The 22,978-nt window shown below is 65.6% G+C and carries 21 protein-coding genes, 1 tRNA gene and 1 pseudogene; 12 read left to right on the top strand and 11 right to left on the bottom strand.

Annotation, left to right across the window (positions count from 1 at the left end; all coding sequences use genetic code 11):
* Positions 1-25 precede the first annotated feature (25 nt).
* The 5 genes from soxA (at position 26) to ACIGJG_RS16710 (ending at position 4,050) form a co-directional block, all read left to right on the top strand.
* Complete coding sequence (gene soxA / locus ACIGJG_RS16730) at positions 26-853, top strand: sulfur oxidation c-type cytochrome SoxA (protein WP_011299380.1); 828 nt, start codon at positions 26-28, stop codon at positions 851-853.
* Positions 854-871: 18 nt separating this feature from the next.
* Positions 872-1,546: a sulfur oxidation c-type cytochrome SoxX gene (soxX, locus tag ACIGJG_RS16725; RefSeq protein ID WP_011299379.1), complete on the top strand. Its 675-nt coding sequence runs from the start codon at positions 872-874 to the stop codon at positions 1,544-1,546.
* A gap of 9 nt (positions 1,547-1,555) precedes the next feature.
* Positions 1,556-2,053 (top strand): TlpA family protein disulfide reductase, encoded by a 498-nt coding sequence (locus ACIGJG_RS16720; RefSeq protein ID WP_011299378.1) that lies wholly within the window; start codon positions 1,556-1,558, stop codon positions 2,051-2,053.
* Positions 2,054-2,179: 126 nt separating this feature from the next.
* A complete protein-coding gene (gene soxB / locus ACIGJG_RS16715; protein ID WP_140949194.1) occupies positions 2,180-3,901 on the top strand; it encodes a thiosulfohydrolase SoxB in 1,722 nt (573 codons plus the stop codon).
* 73 nt (positions 3,902-3,974) lie between these two features.
* A tRNA-Ala gene (locus tag ACIGJG_RS16710) sits at positions 3,975-4,050 on the top strand.
* A gap of 72 nt (positions 4,051-4,122) precedes the next feature.
* Here ACIGJG_RS16710 and ACIGJG_RS16705 read toward each other — a convergent pair.
* Together ACIGJG_RS16705 and ACIGJG_RS16700 are read right to left on the bottom strand one after the other, a co-directional pair.
* Positions 4,123-4,374 (bottom strand): hypothetical protein, encoded by a 252-nt coding sequence (locus tag ACIGJG_RS16705; RefSeq protein ID WP_041679735.1) that lies wholly within the window; start codon positions 4,372-4,374, stop codon positions 4,123-4,125.
* A 131-nt stretch (positions 4,375-4,505) separates the two neighbouring features.
* Positions 4,506-6,041: a DHA2 family efflux MFS transporter permease subunit gene (locus tag ACIGJG_RS16700; protein ID WP_220631110.1), complete on the bottom strand. Its 1,536-nt coding sequence runs from the start codon at positions 6,039-6,041 to the stop codon at positions 4,506-4,508.
* 127 nt (positions 6,042-6,168) lie between these two features.
* On the opposite strand from ACIGJG_RS16700, the gene ACIGJG_RS16695 reads away from it, so the two are divergent.
* From ACIGJG_RS16695 to ACIGJG_RS16680, 4 genes and pseudogenes are all read left to right on the top strand, one after another.
* A complete protein-coding gene (locus ACIGJG_RS16695; protein WP_011299374.1) occupies positions 6,169-6,612 on the top strand; it encodes a MarR family winged helix-turn-helix transcriptional regulator in 444 nt (147 codons plus the stop codon).
* 5 nt (positions 6,613-6,617) lie between these two features.
* On the top strand, positions 6,618-7,547 hold the full coding sequence (locus ACIGJG_RS16690) for a cation diffusion facilitator family transporter (RefSeq protein WP_011299373.1): 930 nt from the start codon (positions 6,618-6,620) through the stop codon (positions 7,545-7,547).
* A gap of 346 nt (positions 7,548-7,893) precedes the next feature.
* A pseudogene (locus ACIGJG_RS16685) lies at positions 7,894-8,178 on the top strand (iron chelate uptake ABC transporter family permease subunit); the annotation flags it as partial.
* 1 nt (position 8,179) lies between these two features.
* The gene (locus ACIGJG_RS16680; RefSeq protein ID WP_220631109.1) at positions 8,180-8,869 is read left to right on the top strand and encodes an ATP-binding cassette domain-containing protein; all 690 of its coding nucleotides are present in this window, start codon (positions 8,180-8,182) and stop codon (positions 8,867-8,869) included.
* Positions 8,870-8,878: 9 nt separating this feature from the next.
* Here ACIGJG_RS16680 and ACIGJG_RS16675 read toward each other — a convergent pair whose 3' ends face one another.
* The 3 genes from ACIGJG_RS16675 to ACIGJG_RS16665 form a co-directional block, all read right to left on the bottom strand.
* Complete coding sequence (locus ACIGJG_RS16675; protein WP_011299371.1) at positions 8,879-9,505, bottom strand: DNA-3-methyladenine glycosylase I; 627 nt, start codon at positions 9,503-9,505, stop codon at positions 8,879-8,881.
* A gap of 135 nt (positions 9,506-9,640) precedes the next feature.
* Complete coding sequence (locus tag ACIGJG_RS16670; RefSeq protein WP_011299370.1) at positions 9,641-10,600, bottom strand: hypothetical protein; 960 nt, start codon at positions 10,598-10,600, stop codon at positions 9,641-9,643.
* A gap of 190 nt (positions 10,601-10,790) precedes the next feature.
* Entirely contained in the window at positions 10,791-11,105 is a 315-nt protein-coding gene (locus ACIGJG_RS16665) for a hypothetical protein (RefSeq protein WP_140949197.1), read from the bottom strand.
* Positions 11,106-11,390: 285 nt separating this feature from the next.
* Between ACIGJG_RS16665 and ACIGJG_RS16660 the strand changes: the two genes are divergently transcribed.
* Positions 11,391-12,278: a DODA-type extradiol aromatic ring-opening family dioxygenase gene (locus ACIGJG_RS16660; RefSeq protein ID WP_011299368.1), complete on the top strand. Its 888-nt coding sequence runs from the start codon at positions 11,391-11,393 to the stop codon at positions 12,276-12,278.
* Positions 12,279-12,281: 3 nt separating this feature from the next.
* On the opposite strand, the gene ACIGJG_RS16655 is transcribed toward ACIGJG_RS16660, so the two are convergent.
* The 4 genes from ACIGJG_RS16655 to ACIGJG_RS16640 form a co-directional block, all read right to left on the bottom strand.
* Positions 12,282-13,487: an MFS transporter gene (locus ACIGJG_RS16655; RefSeq protein ID WP_084791920.1), complete on the bottom strand. Its 1,206-nt coding sequence runs from the start codon at positions 13,485-13,487 to the stop codon at positions 12,282-12,284.
* Between the two features lie 100 nt (positions 13,488-13,587).
* Positions 13,588-14,865: an MFS transporter gene (locus tag ACIGJG_RS16650; RefSeq protein WP_181184369.1), complete on the bottom strand. Its 1,278-nt coding sequence runs from the start codon at positions 14,863-14,865 to the stop codon at positions 13,588-13,590.
* A gap of 76 nt (positions 14,866-14,941) precedes the next feature.
* Complete coding sequence (locus ACIGJG_RS16645) at positions 14,942-15,352, bottom strand: VOC family protein (protein WP_140949198.1); 411 nt, start codon at positions 15,350-15,352, stop codon at positions 14,942-14,944.
* A 5-nt stretch (positions 15,353-15,357) separates the two neighbouring features.
* On the bottom strand, positions 15,358-15,708 hold the full coding sequence (locus ACIGJG_RS16640; protein WP_041679733.1) for a GFA family protein: 351 nt from the start codon (positions 15,706-15,708) through the stop codon (positions 15,358-15,360).
* 142 nt (positions 15,709-15,850) lie between these two features.
* Here ACIGJG_RS16640 and ACIGJG_RS16635 point away from each other — a divergent pair, with 142 nt between their 5' ends.
* Positions 15,851-16,462: an HD domain-containing protein gene (locus ACIGJG_RS16635; RefSeq protein WP_011299363.1), complete on the top strand. Its 612-nt coding sequence runs from the start codon at positions 15,851-15,853 to the stop codon at positions 16,460-16,462.
* Positions 16,463-16,505: 43 nt separating this feature from the next.
* Here the strand turns inward: ACIGJG_RS16635 and ACIGJG_RS16630 are convergent, their stop codons facing one another.
* Positions 16,506-20,099, bottom strand: coding sequence for an indolepyruvate ferredoxin oxidoreductase family protein (locus ACIGJG_RS16630; protein ID WP_483672550.1), 3,594 nt, complete (start codon positions 20,097-20,099; stop codon positions 16,506-16,508).
* Positions 20,100-20,443: 344 nt separating this feature from the next.
* Between ACIGJG_RS16630 and ACIGJG_RS16625 the strand changes: the two genes are divergently transcribed.
* Entirely contained in the window at positions 20,444-21,703 is a 1,260-nt protein-coding gene (locus ACIGJG_RS16625; protein ID WP_011299361.1) for an NYN domain-containing protein, read from the top strand.
* 51 nt (positions 21,704-21,754) lie between these two features.
* Here ACIGJG_RS16625 and gspF read toward each other — a convergent pair whose 3' ends face one another.
* Positions 21,755-22,972, bottom strand: coding sequence for a type II secretion system inner membrane protein GspF (gspF, locus tag ACIGJG_RS16620; RefSeq protein WP_011299360.1), 1,218 nt, complete (start codon positions 22,970-22,972; stop codon positions 21,755-21,757).
* Positions 22,973-22,978: the final 6 nt, after the last annotated feature.

Raw genomic sequence — 22,978 nt, 5'->3', positions numbered from 1 at the left:
GAGCGGCCGGGAGGAGAAGCCCCCAATGACCAAGATCCGACGCCTGGCCTCGGGCGCCGCGCTGGCGGCAGCCGGCGCCACCGCGCTGACCCTGGCGGCCGCCGTGCACGCGCAGGGCAGCACCGCCGACGAAATCGCCAAGTACCGTCAGATGCTGGCCGAAGGCAATCCCGCCGAACTGTGGGAAGCCGCCGGCGAAGAACTGTGGAAAAAGCCTGCCGGCCCGAAGAACGTCTCGCTCGAACAGTGCGACCTGGGCAAGGGCCCGGGCGTGACCAAGGGCGCCTACGCCGAACTGCCGCGCTACTTCAAGGACACGGGCAAGGTCATGGATCTCGAACAGCGCCTGGCCTATTGCCGCGTGACGCTCCAGGGTCTGACCAAGGAAGAGGCGATGGCCAACCCTTTCTCGTCGTCGGGCAAGCCGTCGGACATCGAGCGCCTGGCCTCGTACCTGACGGCCGAATCGCGCGGCGTGAAGATGAACGTCCAGCTGAGCCATCCGGAAGAGCAGCGCACCTACGCGCTCGGCCAGAAGATGTTCTTCTACCGCGGCGGCGCCTATGACTTTGCGTGCGCTACTTGCCATGCCGTGGATGGCCAGCGCATCCGCCTGCAGGACCTGCCCAACCTTCTGACCGAGAAGGGCGCACAGGCGGCCTACACCACGTGGCCGGCCTACCGTGTCTCGCAGGGCGAGGTACGCACCATGCAGCACCGCCTGTACGACTGCCTGCGCCAGCAGCGCTTTCCCGAGCCCGCTTACGGCTCGGACGTGATCACCGCCCTCACCATGTTCCTGGCCAGGAACGCGAACGGCGGCACCTACGATGGCCCCGCCATGAAGCGCTGACGAGCACGGGAGACAAACATGCAACGATTCACCAAGCAATACAGCGTGTGGCTCGCGGCCGCCCTGGCGCTGGCCGCCAGCACCGGTGCCGTCGCGCAGGACAATGCCAAGGCCAAGCCGGCGGCAAAGGGCAAGGCCGCCGCCGTGAGCAGCGCCGACATGAAGCACCTGATCGAAGGCTCGTTCTCGTCCAAGGGCCCGGCCACCGTCGAAGGCGTGCTCAACCAGGATGCCATGCAGCAAGCCTGCAGCCAGTATCCGGACCGCAGCAAGGTGCCGGCTGCCACGGCCAAGAAGATCGAAGCTGCCGAGATCAAGCAGGTGAAGTATCCCGCCGATGGCAAGTGGCTCGGCGACTGGAAGGAAGGCGAGAAGGTCGCGCAGAACGGCCGCGGCATGCAGTTCTCCGACCAGGTCGGCGGCGTCAACGGTGGCAACTGCTACGCGTGCCACCAGATGACCAAGGCCGAGATCTCGTTCGGCAATATCGGCCCGTCGCTGTACCAGTACGGCAAGCTGCGCGGCAATTCCGATGACGTGGTCAAGTACACGTGGGGCAAGATCTGGGACTCCAGCGCCTACGCGGCGTGCTCGAATATGCCGCGCTTCGGCCACAAGGGCATCCTGACCGAAGCGCAGATTCGCGACGTGATGGCGCTGCTGCTGGACCCGGCTTCGCCGGTCAACCAGTAAGGGCACGGCATGCTGCGCGTCCGTTCATCGCTCATCGCGTGGCTGCTGGCTTTCGGCCTGATGGCCGGTGCCGGCGGCGCCCGCGCGCTGGAGGTGGGCGACACGGTGCGCCTGCCCGATGTGCAGACGCTGGACGGACGCACGCTGACCGCTGCATCGCTTGCCGGCAAGCCGTTGATCGTCGAGGTATGGGCGTCGTGGTGCCCGTTCTGCGCCATGCAGAACCCGCGCCTGCAGAAGCTCTACGAACGCACGCGCGGCACGCGACTGCAGGTGCTGACCATCAGCATCGACAAGGATCCGCGCGAGGCAACCGAGTACCTGCGCAAGCGCGGCTACACCTTCCCGGTCACCATGGACTCGCCGGCACTGCGTACGGCAATCAGCCCGCGCAAGGGCCTGCCGGAGCTGTACGTGATCGATGCACGCGGGCGCGTGGTGCAGAAGGAAGTGGGCGAGATGCTCGAAGACGAAGTCGCGGCGCTCGACCGCTACGCCAAGCCCTGAATTACGCCTTGCCGCGTGTGCCAACGTTTATCGGCGCGCGGCCAACATGAAACCGATGCCGGAAGCGCCTTGCATGCCCTGCACGGCGCCCACCGGCACGCCGATTCCACAGGAAGAGACGACGACATGAACCGACGCGAGTTCCTGCAGGTGCTGGCCATTGCCGGCGCCAGCGGCATGAGCTTCCCCGCCAGCGCGGCCCAGGCGGCGAAATCCGCCGAGGCCATGTATGACCTGCCGCGCTTCGGCAATGTCCACCTGCTGCACTTCACCGACTGCCACGCACAACTGCGGCCGGTGTACTTCCGTGAACCGAACGTCAACCTTGGCATCGGTGCCTATGCCGGCAAGCCACCGCATCTCGTCGGCGACGCGCTGCTGCGCCATTACGGCATCCGCCCCGGCACGCCGCAGGCGCACGCATTCACATACCTCGACTTCACCGAGGCTGCGCAGCGCTATGGCAAGGTCGGCGGGTTTGCGCACCTGGCAACGCTGGTCAAGCGCATGAAGGCGAGCCGCCCTGGCGCGCTGCTGCTGGACGGCGGCGACACGTGGCAGGGCTCCGCCACCGCGCTGTGGACCAAGGGCCAGGACATGGTCGACGCGGCGCTCGCGCTCGGCGTCAACGTCATGACGCCGCACTGGGAAATGACGCTCGGCGCCGACCGCGTCAAGCAAATCGTCGAGAAGGACTTCAAGGACAAGGTTTCGTTTCTCGCGCAGAACATCAAGACCAACGACTTCGGCGATCCGGTTTTCGACCCGTACGTGATCCGCGACATCAACGGTGTCGCGGTCGCCATCATCGGCCAGGCCTTCCCGTACACGCCGATTGCCAATCCGCGCTACTTCGTGCCGGACTGGACCTTTGGCATCCAGGAAGAAAACCTTCAGCAGGTCATCGACGATGCGCGCACCAAGGGCGCGCAGGTGGTCGTGCTGCTGTCGCACAACGGCATGGACGTCGACCTGAAGCTTGCCTCGCGCGTGCGCGGGCTCGATGCGATCCTCGGCGGCCATACCCATGACGGCATGCCGGCGCCGGTGCCGGTGAATAATGCCGGCGGTACTACGCTCGTCACCAATGCGGGCTCGAACGGCAAGTTCCTCGGCGTGCTGGACTTCGACGTGAAGAACGGCAAGGTGACGGATTTCCGCTACCGCCTGCTGCCGGTGTTCGCGAACTACCTTCCGGCCGATCCGGCCATGGACGCGCTGATCACCAAGGTCCGCGCGCCGTACGAACAGAAACTTGGCGAGGTCCTGGCCGTCAACCGCGGCCTGCTGTACCGGCGCGGCAACTTCAACGGCACCTTCGATCAGCTGATCCTGGATGGCCTGATGGAAGTGCAGGGCGCACAGATCGCGTTCTCGCCGGGCTTCCGCTGGGGCACCACGCTGCTGCCGGGCCAGGCCATCACGATGGAACACCTGATGGACCAGACCGCCATCACGTATCCGTACACCACGGTGACGGACATGACCGGCGAGACCATCAAGACCATTCTGGAAGACGTAGCCGACAACCTGTTCAACCCGGACCCGTACTACCAGCAGGGCGGCGACATGGTGCGCGTGGGCGGCCTGCAGTACACCATCGACCCGAACGCCGGCATGGGCAAGCGCATCCGTGACATGCGCCTGAACGGACAGCCTTTGGACGCCGGCAAAACCTACAAGGTAGCCGGCTGGGCGCCTGTGGCCGAGGAAGCGAAACAAGCCGGCGGCGCACCGATCTGGGACGTCATGGCCCAATGGCTGCGCGCCAACAAGGAGGTCAGCGCCCGCCCGCTGAACCAGCCGCGCGTGGTCGGCATGGAGCGAAACCCGGGCATGGCGCCCTGATGTTGCGCGCGATCCTCACCCCGCGGGTACGGATTGAAGCGCTCGAAGGAAGTAGGCTACAATCGTCCGCGACGGGCCGATAGCTCAGCTGGGAGAGCGCTGCGTTCGCAATGCAGAGGTCGGGAGTTCGATCCTCCTTCGGTCCACCAAATACAAAGGGCTCGGCATGAATGCCGAGCCCTTTTTGTTTTCCCGTTCCTGTTTCGGCGCCGAGCTCCACCTCACGCTACCTTCTGCCCCCGCCTCGCCTTCATCGCCGAAGGCCGTACCTGTTGCAGCGCCCTCAATGACTGCAACGCATCTTCCACCGCCTCGATCCCATCCCTCAACCTTGCCGTGGCATAGCCAAGCCGGCTTTGCGCATCGGGGTCTGGCGCGGAGAGTTGTTCGAGCGCGTCGACCTCCGCCTGCATCTGGCCGATCAGGCGGCGTAATTGAGATGTGCTGTGCGAAGCAAGCGACCGGATAGCCATGCGGACTCCTCGGACGCCATTGGCGACGCCCAATTTGTACCGTAGTACGTCACAGCAAGTTCGCCAGTGCTGTTACGTCTCCATACACCTGTGTCGTCTCGCGCATACAACGGCCCCTTCTCGGTCCATCGTCAATCCATCGCAGCATGGGCCAGGTCTGTCGGCGCTTGCCTGACAGGCCGCACGAGCAGGATCAGCGGTACGACCAGCAGCGTGGCGATGAACATCGCCTTGAAGTCGTTGAGGTAGGCGATCATCGACGCCTGCTGGGTGATGGCATGGTTCAGCGCCATCAGGTCGGTGCGCGAGCCGTTTGCGATCATCGATTGCAGGTTCGGGTTGTAGACGCTGACATGCGCGGCCAGGTCGGCGTGCGCGACTTGCGTGTTGCGTGTCATCAGCGCCTGGATGACCGAGATGCCGATGCTGCTGCCGATATTGCGCACCAGGCTGTAGGTCGCGGTGCCATCGGCGCGCAGATCCGGCCTCAGCGTGGAGAACGTCAGCGCGCTCAGTGGCACAAACACGAGCCCCAGACCGAAGCCCTGGATCACGCCGGGCCAGACGATATCGGACATCGACAGCACGATGGTGTAGTGCATCATCTGCCACAGCGCGAACGCCGAGATCAGGAAGCCCGACAGTAGCAGCAGCCGCGCATCGATGCGGCGCAGCAAACGGCCGGCGAGCAGCATCGCCACCATGGTGCCGGCGCCGCTCGGCGCGGTGACAAGACCAGTGGTCGCCACGGGATACTGCATCAGCCCTTGCAGCATCGGCGGCAGCAGTGCACGCGTGGCGTACATGACCGCCCCGATGACGAAGATGAAACACGTGCCCGTGGCGAAGTTGCGGTCCTTCAGCAGTTCGAACCGGAAGAACGACTTCGCGCCTGCCGTCGCCGTGTGCACGATGAAATAGGCAAAGCTGATCACCGCGAGCAGCGCTTCGATGCGGATTTCCAGCGAGCTGAACCAGTCGAGCTGCTCGCCGCGGTCGAGCATGGCCTGCAGCGCACCGATGGCCAGGCTCAGCGTGGCAAAGCCGAACGCATCGAACTTGATCTCCCTTCGCGGCGCCCTGGCGGGCAGGAACGACATGACACCGAACATGGCAAACGCACCGATCGGCACGTTGATGAAGAACACCCAGCGCCAGTTGTAGCTGTCGGTCAGCCATCCGCCCAGTGTCGGCCCGAGGATTGGACCAACCATCACGCCCATGCCCCACACCGCCATGGCCTGTCCCTGGCGCGACGGCGGGTTGATGTCGAGCAGGATCGACTGCGACAGCGGCACCAGCGATGCGCCGAAGATGCCTTGCAGCAGGCGCGCGGCGACCATTTGCGGCAGCGTCTCGGCCAGCCCGCAGAAGGCCGATGCCACTGTGAAGCCACCGATGGCGATCAGCAACAGCCGCTTCACGCCGAGCCGGTCGGACAACCAGCCCGTCAGTGGCGTGGCGATGGCCGCGGCGACGATGTAGGACGTCAGCACCCACGTGATCTCGTCCTGCGATGCGGAGAGCGTGCCCTGCATGTGCGGCAGCGCGACGTTGGCAATGGTGCTGTCCAGCGTCTGGATCAGCGTTGCCAGCATGATCGAGACAGTGATCATGGGCCGGTTCAGCGGCGTGTCGGCGCCGGCCGGCTTGGCTAGAGAGGACATGAAGCGCGCGGGGGCCGTTTATTGATAAGCGTGCTTATTATATGGCCGGGTGGGGTGGTGTGACAGGGCGCGTCATCCCGGTGTGCCGACCTCTTCACTGTCGTAGTTCTTCAGCTATAGTCGCGCGATGGAATCGGAATCCGAAAAACGCCTTGGCTTCCTGGTGACCGACGTTGGCCGCTTGTGCGGCAAGCGGTTCGACGCCCTGGCGAAGTCCAAGCTCGATCTCACGCGCGCGCAGTGCCGTGCGCTCGCCTATCTCGGCCACCATGGCGAGATCAATCAGGCCAGCCTGGCCGACATCCTCGAGGTGGCACCGATCTCTGCTGGCCGGTTGCTTGACCGTATGGAAGAGGGCGGGTGGATCGTACGCCGCCTCAATCCGGACGATCGCCGCGAACGGCTGGTGCAGATGACCGCAAAGGCACGCAAAGCGCTGGGGCAGGCGCGGCTCGTCGGCGACGAGATTGCCGCTGAGGCCCTGCGAGGCTTTACGCCGCAGGAGCAAGAGCAACTGATTGCACTGCTGCAGCGCGTGCGCGCCAATTTGGTCGACGCCGTGGAGCGCTGAGTACGATGCCTATCCAGGACATTCCTTCCGGCCCGGGCGCCGACGCGCACGCCGATTACCTTGCTGGCCGGCGCAGCACGCTGGTCAGTGTCGCCGTCAATATCGGCCTGAGCGTGGCCCAGGCCGTGGCGGGTTTATGGGCAGGCTCGCAGGCGCTGCTGGCGGACGCGCTGCATTCACTGTCGGACCTCCTGTCCGACTTCGTGGTGCTGCTGGCCGGACATCACGGCCGCAAGGGCCCGGATGCCGATCACCAGTACGGCCATCGCCGTTACGAAACCGCCGCGTCGCTGCTGCTCGGCTGCTTGCTGCTCGCGGTGGGCGTCGGCATGCTATGGGCGGCGGTCGGCAAGATCCAGCATCCGCAGGGCGCGCAGGCGGTCAAGCCGATCGCGCTGTGGGTTGCCGTGGTGGCGTTGCTGTCCAAGGAACTGCTGTTTCGCTACATGCTGGCCGTCGCCAAGCGCGTGCGCTCCGGCATGCTGGTGGCCAATGCGTGGCACGCGCGCTCGGACGCCGCATCTTCGCTGGTGGTGGCGTTTGGCGTCGGCGGCAACCTGCTTGGCTATCACGTGCTGGATCCGGTCGCCGCAATCGTAGTGGGCCTGATGGTGTCGCGCATGGGCTGCAAGTTTGGCTGGGATGCGCTCAACGACCTGATGGACCGCGCCGCCGACACCGAGACCGTGGGCGCGATCCGGCAGACCATGCTCGAAACCCCGGGCGTACTCGGCGTGCACGACCTGCGCACGCGCAAGATGGGCGACCAGGTGCTGGTCGACGTGCATCTCGAGATCAACGCCAACCTGACCGTGGCGGAAGGCCACGCGATCGCAGCGGAAGCACATCAACGCACGGTGGACCGCCACCACGTGCTGAGCGTGATGACACACGTCGATCCCGTATACGCCCCTCCAAAGGAAGCCCGTAGCTGAGGGCCTGTGGATATCTTCGCCCTGCCCTGGGGATAACTGCATGGGAAGGCTGTGATCCGCCTGGGGGTGCACTGTGGGGCGTATACGTACAACGTTTACCTTGTTTCGCCGACGTATACGTCCGCTCCCGGATATTCAGGTGCAACCGCCCTCCCGCACACGGGTTGTCTTTCTTGCAACCAGCTGATCCTAAAGGGAAAAAGGTTGTTATCCACGGCCGAAGGCGAGGTTTACCTACTACTACTATTTATGTATACGTAAACAGTTTTAAGAAAAGACATCAGGGATCGTTGCTGTCGAACGCTTGATGTCTATCCCGCCCGTTGTGCCACGACCGTATACCTCTCGCCGCCTGGTCGTGCTGACCGCGCTGCTGGTGGGGCCGCTGGTCGCGGTGACGGGGACCAGCGGCTTTGTCGGGCTGGTCGTGCCGCACCTGATCCGGCTGCCGCTCGGCGCCGATCACCGCTGGCTGCTGCCGAATACGCTGGTGGGCGGTGCCATCGCACTGACGCTGGCCGACTGGCTCGCGCGTGTTGTCGTGATTCCCGCGGAACTGCCGATCGGCATCGTCACGAGCCTCGTCGGCGGGCCGTTCCTGCTGTGGATGCTGGCACGCAGAGGGAGTTGAGATGCTTTCTACACGCGGACTGACTTGCCATCGCGGCACGCGCCGGGTACTCGACGGCATTGATCTCGATCTTCATGCTGGCGAAGTGCTCGGCGTACTGGGCGCCAACGGCGCCGGCAAGACCACGCTGCTCGCGGTGCTCGCCGGCGAGCTCGAGGCCAGCGGCGGCGCCGTCACGCTTGATACGCGCCCGCTGCGCGAGTGGAAACCCGCTGCGCTTTCACGCCGCCGAGCGGTGCTGCCGCAGTCGGCATCGCTCGGCTTCGACCTGTCCGTGCGCGAAGTGATCGCGATGGGCGCCTATCCGTTTCCCGAGCTGAGTCCCGATGACGAGGCGGCGCTGATGGCGCGCGCGCTGGTACAGGTGCTTGCCGCGCGTTCGCCGGGCCAGTATCGGATGCTGTTTCTCGATGAACCGATTTCCAGCCTGGACCCGCGCCACCAGCTCTTGTTGCTGCACGCTGTCCGGGCCTTGAGCCGCGAAGAGGATTTGGCGGTGTTCGTCGTGCTCCACGACGTCAACCTGGCCGCGCGGTGGTGCGATCGCCTGCTGCTGCTGTCGAACGGGCGCACGATTGCCCACGGCACGCCGGTCGATGTGCTGACGCCGCAGAACATGGAACGCGTGTACACGCTGCCCGCGCGTGTGACAGTGGACGACGTGCCGTCGGTGACGTTCTGCCTGCCTTGAGCGCGCCGCCTAGCGCGGCACCTTGAACGCCTTGCGCGCGCGCAGTGCTTCGGTCCGGGTCCAGCAGCCGTCCTGGTGGTCGTTGACGAGGCCCATCGCCTGCATCAGCGCGTACATCGTGGTCGGTCCGACGAAGCGCCAGCCGCGCTTCTTCAAGTCCTTGGACAGCGCCGCCGATTCCGCCGACGTCGCCATGGTCCGCAGTACCTCGGGCGTCAGTACCGTGGGCCGGCTCGCCGGGTCGGGCTCGTAGCGCCAGAAGTAGGCCGCCAGCGACGACTCCGTTTCCAGCAACTCGGCAGCGCGCTGCGCATTGTTGATAGCCGCCTCGATCTTGCCGCGGTGGCGCACGATGCCGGCATCGGCCAGCAGGCGCTGGATGTCGCGCTCGCCAAAGCGAGCGACCTTCTCGATGTCAAAGTTCGCGAACGCCTTGCGGAAGGCCTCGCGCTTGCGCAGGATGGTCAGCCAGCTCAGGCCGGCCTGGAAGCCTTCGAGGCAGAGTTTCTCGAACAGGCGCCGGTCGTCGTCGACCGGAAAGCCCCATTCGTTATCGTGGTAGTGGCAATAGTCTTCCAGCGTGCCGCACCAGCCGCAGCGCACGCGTTCGGCGGCGGCTTCCTGTTTTCGTGTCATGCGTGCCTTTCCATGGCCCGGGTTGGTGATGGCCGGCCATACTTGCGTGGCACCGGCGTCCGCCGGTGATCATGCACCGGGCGCGCGGTTTGCGGAAGGCCGGAATCGGACATGCGGATCACATGCCCGAACGTTTCAGAAACTGGCCGCGAGTCCCAGCGAAACCCCGGAAACGTTGTTGCCGAACACATACCGCACCACCGCGCGGATCCGCGTGACGAAGACCTCGTGGGCGCTGGTGTCGAGTTCCAGCCCCGTGCCCAGCGTGGTCAGGTAGTTGAAGCCGAGCACCCCGGCCTGGCTGCCAAGGTAGTGTGAATGCGAGAGTTCGAGCACATAGCGGACGGGCCGGTCCAGCGCACGCATGCCGGTCGGCGCTCGCCATCGCGCATAGAGGTTGGCGGTCTGCGCGGTGGCCGTGCCCGTGACGCCGCTGGACGAGCCTCCGAAGCTCTGCAGGTGGATATTGGTGTAGCGCAGTTCGAGGTCGATCTCGTGCGTCTCGCGGTAATGCTCCCAGTCGAGCATGACGGAGCCGCCGAGGCCGTAGGCGTTGAGCGAGCCATGTTCCAGGAAGTCGATCGAGCGGTCGGTGTTGCGCTCGATCACGGCCTCACCGATCCTGAGGTCGCTGGAGACATTGCCGAGCGAGGCGTTGAAAATCGGCCGGAACACCAGTTCCTTATTCTCGGTGAGCGGGAAATCCCAGCCGATGCCGACGGTGCCGGAGAACGTGTTCCACCTGACGGGCAAGGCGCGCGATTGGGTGCCGTCGCTGGCAACGAAGGTCGGGTCGTAGCGGCTGTAGGCGAGCGCACCTTCCAGGTAAAGCGGGAAGGACTTGCTGATGGTGAAGCCGCCGCCGAGTTGCCACATGAAGACGCCGGGGTCCTCCGTCGCCGCGTTGTTGATGGACAGCGAACTCGAGGCCAGGTCCGGTACGACCGAATAGGACATCAGCGTCAGCACGCCGTTGGCATGCTTCTGCACGTTCGTACCGATGACTTGAAACCTTTGTCCCTGCGCCTGCGCGTGTACCTGCCCCGGCAAGAGCCAGAGCGAACCCGATATGACCAGACAGGCTGGCAAGGCCATCGCGGCCCTGCGAAATTGCTGAAATGCGCACATTCGAGTTGCCGCGTAGGGTTCCGAACCCGGCGCCAAGCCCCGTGCGCCGCACCCGTGAAGCATTCTAGCGAGGGATACCGTGGCCCGGAGAGGCGCCAGCCGCACGCGCGAATCTTTTCAGATCACCGGTTGTAAGTCTTGCACACGGCGCCCCGCGCTATCCCACGTGATGGCGGCGAGGCGGGTTCCGTGCCGGGTCTGGTTCAGCTTCCGGCGGGCGCGCAGCGTGCCGGCGCGCAATCCAAAGCACCACGGCGCTGGCCAGCCAGCCGGCCACGAACACGGTATCGCCAGCATGGTTGAGCCAGTAGGCTGCACTGGGCGTGCCGAAGATCATGGTCAAGAGGGCGGCTGGCATTCGCGCGACGATCCACAGGGCCACGGCAGGCGCGCTGGCGTAGGCGCCAGCACGCCACCAGTGTGCAGGAATCGGTGCGGGCCGCTTGTGGCGGCGCGAGGAGCGCTGTACCACGAAAGTCTCCATCTCACCGGCGCGTGCCGGCGGCCATGCGTTGTGGGAAGCGCGTGGTGCTTGCCTATGGCACCGCGGCGAGCCGGAACAGGCTCCCAGAGGCATCGTATGCCATTCCATCTACCGTAGTGCGGGCGCAGCAATGCGCTGTGTGGGCCACCTAACGATGACGGCCCTGCCCACCATTCAAGTTTTTTGCACGAAGTGTCCGCAAATCCGGTCCGCCGCGGGGCGACTTCTTTGTCAAACTTCATTCAGGACACGAAATGCTTTGAAGGAGATGCCATGCTGCCCTCGCTCTACATCTCGCACGGTTCGCCGATGCTGGCCATCGACCCGGGCCCGACCGGCGCCATTTTTGACGCGCTTGGCGCCAGCCTGCGCGCGCAGAAGCCGCGCGCGGTGCTCGTAGTGTCGGCGCACTGGATCTACAGCACGCTGGCGGTCGGCACGCGCGAGCGCCAGGAAGCGTGGCACGACTTCGGTGGCTTTCCGCGCGAGCTCTATGCGCTGCGCTATGACGCGCCGGGCTCGCCCGAGCTTGCGGCGCGGGTCAAGGAACTGGTCGAGGCGGCCCATGTCCCGGGCGCCGGCTTTGTCGGGTTCGACGAAGAGCGCCCGCTCGACCACGGTGCCTGGATGCCGATGCGCCATTTCTTCCCGGATGCGGACGTTCCTGTGGTGCAGCTCGCGCTGAATCCCTACCTGTCGCCCGCGACGCAGATCGACATCGGCCGCGCGCTGGCGCCGCTACGTGACGAGGGTGTGCTGGTGCTTGCCTCGGGCAGCTTCACGCACAACCTGCAGGAAGTGTTCGGCGGCGGCCGGCGTGCCCAACATGGTCCGGCCACCGAGCCGTATGTCGATGCGTTCCGCAACTGGATGCTCGCTGCGCTCGATGAGGCGCTGGCGACCGGCGACACCAGCCGCATTGCCGACTATCGCGCCCAGGCTCCGCACGCGCGCCGCGCACATCCGACCGACGAGCACTTGCTGCCGTTCTATGTGGCGCTGGGTGCCGCGCTCGGTCCGCGCGATGCCGGAACCGGTCAGGCACCGGCGGAGGTGAAGCGGGTCGCCGACGAAGTCACTTACGGCGTGCTGGCCATGGATACCTTCGTGTTCAACGGTCTCGCCGCCGGCGCCCAGCCGCCCGCACGAGCAGCGGCCTGACCCTTATCGCTTGCGCGCTGGCAGGTAGCGCCGTGCCGAGCGGGCGCCCGCCAGCGCGATCCAGCCCATGGTCAGCGCCACCACGGCGAGGCCGACACGCAGGCTGGCCAGGTGCGCCACGCCGCCGATGAGCACGGGGCCCAGCAGCAATCCGAGATAGGCGAAGCGCGCCACGCGCGCGATGGCTTCCGCCGGCGCCACGCCGGGCAGGCCTGATGCCGCTACGAAGAAGATCGGCACCATGTTGGCCGCGCCCAGCCCCATCAGGCTGAATCCCGCCAGCGCAGCCATGGGTACGGGCACGGCCAGCGCCAGCACGATGCCGGCAAAGCCGAGCCACGCGCTGGCGGCCAGCGTGCCGGCTTCCCCCCAGCGCGCGCGCAGGCGGTCGCCGCCGAAGCGCCCGCAGGCCATCCCGCCCGAGAACGCCGCATAGCCAAAGCTGATCCAGCCTGCCGGCGCCATGGCCACATCGCGCATATAGACGCTGGACCAGTCGTACATCGCGCCTTCGCCGATCAGCCCGAGGAATGCCAGCAGCCCCAGCAGCCACAGCGCGCGCACCGCGTGGTCGCGGTGGTGGCTGGCGGTCGGCAGCACGGGGTGGTCCGCCAGCAGCCCGGGCGCCGTGCCAAGGGCCACCGCGGCGGTCAGGCCCGCCATCATCGCCGCATGAACCAGCGGCGGCACGCCGAGTGACAGCATCAGCCCGCCGAACGCCGCGCCAGCCATGCCGCCCAGGCTGAACATGCCATGCAGCGCCGACATCACCGGCCGGGTACGGCTGGCTTCAACCGTTGCGGCCTGCGCGTTCATGCCTACGTCGAATGCGGCATTCGCCATGCCGAAGGCCAGCAGCGCGAGCAGCAGCAGACGGAAGTCAGGCATGGCAACGATCACCACCGTCGCCAGTGCGTAGACGAGGCCGCTGGCCATCGATGCACGGGCGCTGCCCACGCGCGCAACCCAGCGCCCGACCGGCCCCATCGCGGCAATGGCGCCGCCAGCCACGGCCAGCATCGCGATCGACAGCATGGCGTCGGACAGGCCGAAGCGCGCCTTGATGGTTGGGATGTGCACGCCCCACGTCGCAAAGGTGGCACCGTTGACGAAGAACAGCGCCATGGTGCCCCGCGTGGCGCGGGCTACGCGGTCAGCGGGTAGGGTGGAAGCGGGCGGCGACGATGTGCCGGGACTCGACTCGGACATGGCGGGAACTGCGGGCCGCGCGGCGTGCGCGTGGCCTGTGGCAAAACGAGCATTGTCCCGCATTGCCGTGATGGCCGTGTAAAGCGGGACCGGGACGGCGTCAGCCGGTGGCGCGTAGCAGGCCGCGCCGCTGCAGCGCGAATGCGAACGACAGCAGCGCGGCCAGCGCCAGCGCCACCATGGTCCACAGCATCAGCCAGTAGCCGCCGGCGAAGCGCCAGAGCAGGGCGCCCAGCCATGGCGCGGCGGCCTGCATCAGTAGCACCGGCGTCATCATCAGGCCGTTGAGCGTGGCGTAGTGATGGCGCGAGATCAGTTCCGGCATGGCCATGGCGCGCAACATGGTGTTGACGCCATTGGCGCAGCCGTAGAGCAGCGCCGCAACCATGAGCCAGGCGCCATGGCCGAGCGCCATGCATAGCAGGCCCGCGCTCATCAGCAGGTAGACCGGCACGGCCAGCCGTACCGGATGCCGGACGGCGGCACGCATCATGAGCAGGCGGCCCACGACCTGCGCCGGACCGATCAGCGCGGCGACCACGAGCTGCTGTCCCAGCGGCAGGCCCTTCTCGGTCAGCATCGGGATCAAATGCGCGCCGAGCAGCGATGCCACCATGTTCGTCGCGGTGAAGGCCAGCACCACGGCCCAGAATACGGGCAGGCGCAGCGTGGCACGCGCAATGCCATGCTTGCCTGTATCGCTGGCGGGCAGTGGCGAGGCCGGCTGGACGGCGGCGTAACTCGCGTGCAGCACGTAGCGCAGGCGCGCATGCAGCGGCACGCAGACCAGCAGGTTCAGCGCGGCGAAGACCAGCAGCGTCTGCCGCCAGCCGAGATGCAACACCAGCCATTGCGCGAGCGGCACGAAGATCGTGCTCGCAAAGCCAGCCATCAGCGTGACCGTGACGATCGGTTTCTGATAGCCATCGCCATAGGCCTGGCGCAGCACGACGAAAGCGGGCTCATAGAGCGTGGTGGCCATGGCCAGCCCCAGCGGCACCCACATCAGCAGGAACACCGTTGGCGATGGCGACCACGCCCACAGCAGCAGGCCAGCGCCGGCGAGCAGCGAACCGGCGCCCATCACCTTGCGCGCCGGCAACCGGTCCAACAGCCGGCCCACGGCGAACGAGCACATCGCCCACACCAGCAGGCCTAGCGAAAAGCCGCCGGCCAGGAAGGGCTTGGTGTAGCCGAGCGCGCGGCTCATCGGCTCGATGAAGACGGTGAACGAAAAGTACAGCGTGCCCCAGGAGATGGTCTCGGTCAGTCCGAGCATCCAGACCAGGCTGCGTGGTGGCGGGGCCGGAGTGCCGGTATCAGTAGGAACGGAGGGCGTGGCGGAATCCGCGTCGGGCGTGGCGTCTGTTCGGGTCATGGCGCGCCCGGCACCTGGGGGCGGCGCAGCGGGCTAAGCGGAAATTGTAGCGAGCCCGCGCGTGCCGCGATGATCCTCAGGCACTTTCGGCCGGCCCCTTGAGCTCGACCACATTGCCATCGGGATCTTTCACATACAGAGACGGCCCTTTGCCCTCCGCGCCAAAGCGCTGCTCCACCGCGCTCGCCTCCACGCCGTGGCGCGCCAGGCTGGCACGCACGGCGTCGGCATCGAACGGGTCGATGCGCAGGCAGAAGTGGTCGAGGTTGCGGCCCTCGGCGCCGGGACCTGCGCCGCCAGCGCGGCCCAGCGGCCCGTCGAGGGAGACCAGGTCGATGAGCCCGCTGCCCGCGCGCAGTTGCGTGAGGCCAAACGCCGGTTGCTCGCGCTCTACGCTGCAGCCGAGGACGTCGACGTAGAAGCGCCGCAGCCGGTCGACATCGGCGGTGCGCAGGACGAGGTGATCAATGCCTAAGATGCGGAACATGGCGCTCAGTGGTGCAGACCGTCGTAGTCGATGATCTTCAGCGCATCGAGATCGACGTTGTCGAGACAGCGCACATTGACCGCCGCCATCGGCCGCCCGTCCTTGTCCTGCCCATCCGCATACGGCCCGCATCCGCAGACCGGGCAGAAGCGGTGCGCAATCTTCATTGTGTTGAAGCGGTACGTCGATGCATTCGCTTCGGGGGTGGTCAGCTTGAACTGCAGCCGCGGCACGAACCACAGCAGATGCCCGCGCCGGCGGCAGATCGAGCAGTTGCAGCGGATCACGCTAGGAATATTGTCGGCCTCCACCTCGAAGGCGATGGCCCCGCAATGACAGCTGCCCTGGTATGTCATGGCTTCTCCTTGTTATCGGTTTGCGGTGCGCTGCACCAATCGGTGCATTGTTCAGTATTTGACAGTGTAGTCGCCAGCGTCGGTGCCACAATGCGGGCACAGCCTCTACAACGACAGGCGCCCCACCGCCAAGGAGACAAGCATGAGTGACACCCACGCACCCGCACACGCCACGTTCAGCCACATGGAGCACGGCACCCGCGAAGACTGGGCCGCGATCTCCGCCGAATTCATGCCGTTCGCAAAACAGCTGCCTGACCGTGTGCTCGCACACCTGCGTTTGCTTGAAGGCGACTGCGGCGGCTTTCCCGTAGACCGGCTCACGCATTCGCTGCAGACCGCGACGCTCGCGCATCGCGATGGCCGCGACGAGGAGTACGTGGTGTGCGCGCTCCTGCATGACATTGGCGACACGCTCGGCAGCTACAACCATCCCGATATCGCCGCAGCGATCCTGAAGCCGTTCGTCAGCGCAGAAAATCTGTGGATGGTCGAGAAGCACGGCGTCTTCCAGGGCTACTACTTCTTCCATCACCTCGGCCTGGACCGCAACCTGCGCGAGCAATTCCGCGACCAGCCTGAACTGTTCGAGCGTACCGCGGAGTTTTGCCAGAAATATGACGCGGCCGCGTTCATGACGGACTATGACACGCTGCCGCTGTCGTTCTTCGAGCCGATGGTGCGGCGCGTGTTGGCGCAACCGCGGAACTCGATGTATGTGAAGCCGGGGGAGAAGGAGTTGGCGAAGGCGTAGGGTTGACGACTGGCAGCGCTGCAAGCGCTGCCAGTCCGGCGGCTTACGCCGCGCGCTGCGCCGTCTCCGAATGCCGGAATTGTTCCAGCAATTTCGCCCAACGCACTCGAACCGCCTTCCGGTTGTTTTCCTTCACATGGCCAAAACCCCGGATATCGTCCGGCAGATTGGCCAGCGTCACAGCGGTGTCGTAGTTCGCGGCATTCAATCCGGCGATCAGCGTATCGAGCAACGCCCGATACTCGCCAATCAACGCGCGTTCCGTGCGGCGTTCCTCGGTCTTGCCGAAGATATCGAGCATGCCGCCACGCAGGCCCTTCATCTTCGCGAGCACGCGGAACAGCGTCATCGTCGACGGCCCGAACTTGCGCTTGACGAGATGTCCCTTGTCGTCGCGCTTTGCAGTCGTCGGCGGTGCCAGCCAGAAGCTGAGCTGGTAATCCTTGCCGGGTTCGCCTTCGAACTGCGCGCGCAGCTTGTCGAGGAAAACAGGATCGGTGTACAGCCGCGCGACTTCGTACTCGTCCTTGTACGCCATCAGCTTGGACAGGTTGCGCGCGGCAGCTTCGGTGAGCGGCAGCGGCTTGCCGCTTCCCGCCAGCGCGCTTTCGGCTGCGCGCACGCGGTCGATGGCTTCGCGATAACTCCGTGCATAGGCCGCGTCCTGATAGGCCGTCAGATGCTCGACACGTCGGGCAATCAGCTTTTCAAGCAGCGCGCCCGACGACGTCGGCAGCTTCACCACATCCGCGCCTTCGGCGGTGTTCTTCAGCTTGCCGGTCAGCGACAGCACGTGCTCCGGGTCATGCGCCATATGGCGGCCCCAGTCGAACGCCGCCTTGTTCTTTTCCACCGCAACGCCATTCAGCTCGATTGCACGTTCCAGCGCCTGCAGCGTCAGCGGAATCCATCCCTTCTGCCACGCGTAGCCAAGCACCAGCGGGTTCGTGTAGATGGCATCGCCGAGCAGCGCGACGGCGAGACCACTCGCGTTGATGAAGTCGCACTGTTCGCCAACCGCGTTGCGAATATCCTGCTCGGCCGACAGGCCCGGGAACTGCCACTTCGGGTTCTTGATGAACTCGGCCGTCGGCGTTTGCGCGGTGTTGACGACCGCGCGCGTGCGCCCCGACTGCGTCTTCGAGATGACCTCGTCGTTGGCCGACACGATCGCATCGCAGCCGATGATCAGGTCCGCTTCGCCCATCGCGATGCGCGTGGCGTGCAGGTCTTCCGGCCGCGTGGCGAGCTGCACATGCGACAGCACCGCGCCGCCCTTCTGCGCGAGGCCCGCCATGTCGAGCACGGTAACGCCCTTGTTTTCGAGGTGCGCGGCCATGCCGAGCAGACCACCAATGGTCACGACGCCGGTGCCACCCACGCCGGTCACCAGGATGCCATACGCGCGGCGGATCTCCGGCAGTGCAGGCTCAGGCAGTGCGGGCAGGCTGTCCATCGCCACGCCATGCTGCTCGGGCTTTCGCACCTGCGCGCCTTCAGCCGTGACAAAGCTCGGGCAGAAGCCGTTCACGCAGGAGAAGTCCTTGTTGCACGACGACTGGTTGATCTGGCGCTTGGTGCCGAATTCGGTTTCGAGCGGTTCGACCGACAGGCAGTTCGACTTGACCGAGCAATCGCCGCAGCCTTCGCACACCGCGTCATTGATGAAGGCACGGCGTTGCGGATCCTCCATCGTGCCGCGCTTGCGGCGGCGGCGCTTTTCGGTGGCGCAGGTCTGGTCGTAGATGAGGATCGTGCAACCCGGAACCTCGCGCAGCTCGCGCTGGATCGTATCGAGCTGGTCGCGATGGTGGACCGTGATGCCCTCCGGTAGTTTGATCGCGCCGTTGTACTTCTCGGGCTGGTCCGTGACGATGACGATCTTCTTTGCGCCTTCGCTGTGGACCTGCCACGCGATGTCCTGTACGGAGAGCTGGCCATCCACGGGCTGGCCGCCGGTCATGGCGACCGCATCGTTGTAGAGGATCTTGTAGGTGATGTTGACACCCGCAGCAATCGACGCGCGGATCGCCAGCAACCCCGAGTGGAAGTAAGTGCCGTCGCCGAGGTTCGCAAACACATGCTTGTCGCCCGCGAACGGTGCCTGGCCGATCCACGCGACGCCTTCGCCACCCATCTGGCTGAAGGTGCTGGTATTACGGTCCATCCACACTGTCATGTAGTGGCAGCCGATACCCGCCAGCGCGCGCGAGCCCTCGGGCACGTTGGTCGACGTATTGTGCGGGCAGCCCGAGCAGAACCACGGCTTGCGCTCGGCAGTCACGCGCGGCGTGGCCAGCGCTTTTTCCTTGGCCTCGATGATTGCAAGCCGCGCGTCAATGCGCGCACGCACATCCACCGGCAGGTCGAACTTTTCCAGCCGCGTGGCGATGGCCTTGGCGATGATCGCCGGCGACAGCTCGTAGTGCGCGGGCAGCAGCCAGTTGTTCTGCGGGATCGACCATTCGCCGCCCGCATTGTCCTTCTCGTCGAACTTGCCGTAGACCTTGGGGCGCACGTCGTCACGCCAGTTGTACAACTCTTCCTTGAGCGCGTACTCCATGATCTGGCGCTTTTCTTCGACGACCAGGATTTCCTGCAGGCCTTCGGCAAAGGCGCGCGCGCCATGCGCTTCGAGCGGCCACACGCAGCCGACCTTGTACAGGCGGATACCGATCTGCGCGCACATGGCATCGTCGAGGCCCAAGTCGGCCAGCGCCTGGCGCGTATCGAGATAAGCCTTGCCGCCGGTCATGATGCCGAAGCGCGCATGCGGCGAATCGATCTCGATGCGGTCGATCTTGTTGGCGCGCACATAAGCCAGGCCCGCGTACCATTTGTAGTCGAGCAGCCGCGCTTCCTGTTCGAGCGGCGGATCGGGCCAGCGGATATTGAGGCCGCCCGCCGGCAGCACGAAATCGTCGGGAAGCACGATCTGCACGCGATGCGGATCGAGTTCGACCGAAGCCGACGATTCGACCACGTCCGTGACGCACTTCATCGCCACCCATAGGCCGGAGTAGCGGCTCATCGCCCAGCCATGCAGGCCGTAGTCGAGATACTCCTGCACATTCGACGGATACAGCACCGGCAGGCCGCAGGCCTTGAAGATGTGTTCCGACTGGTGCGCGAGCGTCGACGACTTCGCGGAATGATCATCGCCCGCCAGCACCAGCACGCCGCCGTGGCGCGACGAGCCGGCCGAGTTGGCATGCTTGAACACATCCCCGGTGCGGTCCACACCTGGCCCCTTGCCGTACCACATGCCGAACACGCCATCGAACTTCGCATCCGGGTACATATTGACCTGCTGCGAACCCCAGACCGACGTTGCGGCGAGGTCTTCGTTCAGGCCGGCCTGGAACACGATATTGTGCGCGGCGAGATGCTTCTTGGCTTTCCACAGCGACTGGTCCAGCGCTCCGAGCGGCGACCCGCGGTACCCGGAAATGAAGCCGGCCGTGTTAAGGCCGGCGGCGTGGTCGCGTTCCTGCTGCAGCATCGGCAGGCGTACCAGCGCCTGCGTGCCGCTGATGTAGATGCGGCCACGCTCAAGCGTGTACTTGTCGTCGAGGGAAACGTTTGCGAGCGCGCGGCGGATGGCGTCGCTGACCGGAGTGGTCAGGGGGGCATTCATAAGTGCTCCTCTATGGGGTGTGTTGTCGGGATCACCGACTACTACATTCATGGGGCCGACCGTCCTGAGCCTCTTGTGAAGGCCTCGGCAGGTGGTGTCTCTGCGCGGATGGTAGCACCGCTCAAAAATCCGCGGCACCTTGCAATGCAGCAAGAACCGCACCTGTCTCGACAGGAGTTCCCGTATGGACAGGGCTTCGCGTGTACACTGCGATGCATCCAACGCGCCACCCACATGCACTACGATGTGGCCCAAGGCGCCCCTGCCAAGGACCGGCACGCGCCGGTCCGGTGCAACCTCCGTCCGGCAACATGGCCGGAAATCTCCTCCGAGCAGGACCGAACATGACCAATTCCCCCCGCCAGGGCACCGCGACCCTGGCCGTGCTGATCGACGCCGACAATGCGGCGCCCGCCATCATCGAAGGCCTGCTGGCCGAAGTCGCCAAGTACGGCGTCGCCGCCGTCAAGCGCATCTATGGCGACTGGACCAAGCCCAATCTGTCGGGCTGGAAGGAGTGCCTCTTGTCGCACTCGATCCAGCCGATCCAGCAGTTCCGCTACACCGTCGGCAAGAACGCCACCGACAGCGCGATGATCATCGACGCGATGGATCTGCTGTACACCGAACGCTTCGATGGCTTCTGCCTCGTGTCGAGCGACAGTGACTTTACGCGCCTCGCCTCGCGTATTCGTGAGCAAGGGCTGATCGTCTATGGCTTCGGCGAGCGCAAGACGCCCAAGCCGTTCGTCACGGCGTGCGACAAGTTCATTTACTCCGATGTGCTGCGCGCTGACGCCGAAGTCGACGAGGCTGCCACGCCGACGCGCCGTCGCAGTAGCGGCGAACTGCGCCAGGACTCCCGCCTGGTGCGATTGCTGCAGAATGCCTCGCAGGCGGTGTCGGACGATGACGGCTGGTCGACGCTTGGCGGCATGGGCAATCACATCGCCAAGCAGGCTCCGGAGTTCGATTCGCGGAACTATGGGTATGGGAAGCTTTCGGAGCTTGTGGTTGCCACCGGCCTGTTCGAGGTCGAAACCCGCAATGGCGGCAACAACAAGACCATCTGGGTGCGGCTGAAGAAGCGCAGCAAGCAAGGGCAGGAAGGAGATGGGCGCCATGCTGGCGGCCAGCGTCAGGCTGAGAAGCCGCAGGCGCAGCCGACACAGACGCCTGCACCGCAGCCGGAAAACCGCCAGCCAGTCGTTCCGCCGGAGGTCGCGGCCGTACCGGTTGCTGCGCCGGAACCGGAGCCGGTTCGGGAGCCTGTCGAGGTTTCCGTTGCTTCAGAACCCGTACCTGAACCTGCGCCAGTGCCGGAAGTTGAGGCTCCGGAGGTGGTGGCAGCCGATGTCATCGCGGAAGAGTCGCCCGCGCCGGCGGCGAAGAAACCCGCTCGCAAGCGGGCGCCGCGTCGGCCCGACGTGGCGCTTAGCGAGAAGCCCTGGCCGATCGATCAGTCCGTGTTCGCTGCGCCCGGAGATACGGTGCTGACGGCGCAGGTGCAGGAGGCGTTTGAAGGGTTTTCTGAGGCGGCTCCGGTGGCGGATGCCTCTGAGGCGAAACCCGTGAGGAAGACGCGGAGGAAGGTCAAGAGTTGAGGCGTTGGGATGCTTTTGGCGGCGCTTGGCGCATGCCAGCCCGCCAAAGCCCTATCTCACCAGCTGATTGATCTCAATAATCGGCATCAACACCGCCAAGACAATCAGCAGCACCACAACACCCATCGTCAAGATCAACAGCGGCTCCAGCAGACTGGTAAGAAACAGCGTCCGCCGCTCCAGTTCCTGCGCCTCGCCCTGAGCCGCGCGATCGAGCATCACCGGCAAATTCCCGGTCGCCTCGCCAGAGCGAATCAAATGCACCAGCACGGGCGGAAACTGGTTCTGCGCGGCCAGCGCCCGCGCGAGCGACGCGCCTTCCCGCACGCGTGTAGTCGCGTCTTCGACATTGGCCCGTAGCGCTTCATTGGTCAGCGTCTCCCCAGCCGCCTGCAGGCTCCGCAGGATCGGCACCCCAGCCGACACCAGAATCGCCAGCGTGCCGGCGAAGCGCGCGGTGTTGTAGCCGCGGGTCAGTTTGCCGATCAGCGGCGCCGTCAGCAGCCAGCGGTGCCACTCCAGCCGAACAGCCGGCTGCTTGAGCAGGCTGCGCACGATCATGGCGATCACGGCGATCACCGCCAGCGCCGCCCACCACCAGTTCCGCACGAAATCCGACAGCGCCAGCATGACAATCGTCAGCGTCGGCAGCTTCTGCTTGGTGTTGGCGAACACGCTGACCACCTGCGGCACCACATACGACAGCAGGAAGATCACGATCGCAAATGCCACCACCGTGACGATCGCCGGATAGGTGAAGGCCAGCCGGATCTTGGACGTCAGCGCATTGCGCGATTCGATGTAGCCGGCCAGCCGCTCGAGCACCAGCCCGAGGTGGCCGGAGTGCTCGCCGGCGGAAACCAGTGCACGGTAGATATCGGGAAAATCGCGCGGATGCTGGGCCAGGGCCACCGACAGCGAGCTGCCACCCATGACCTCGGCGCGAATGCCGGCGAGCAGCTCGTGGACATAGGGCCGCTCGGCCTGGTCAGCCAGCGCGCCGAGCGCTTCGTCGAGCGGCAGGCCCGAGACGATCAGGCTCGCGAGCTGGCGCGTGAACAGTGCCTGTTCCTGCGTGGAAAGCCGGCGCGTGAAAAGCTGGCTGCCGCTGCGCGGGGCCTGCCCAGTACCAGCGAGCGGATCGACCGTCAGCGGCGTCAGCCCGCGCGCGCGCAGTTGCGAGCGCGCCTGCCGCGGGCTGTCGGCCTCGATGACGCCGCGGTCGGTCTTGCCCAGGGCGTCGGCGGCTTCGTAGCGGAAGGCGGGCATGGCGGC

It is taken from the genome of Cupriavidus sp. C1SS-2L, from assembly GCF_057073735.1.
Note: the sequence above shows the minus strand (reverse complement) of the source record. Positions and strands in the feature narration are given on the sequence as shown.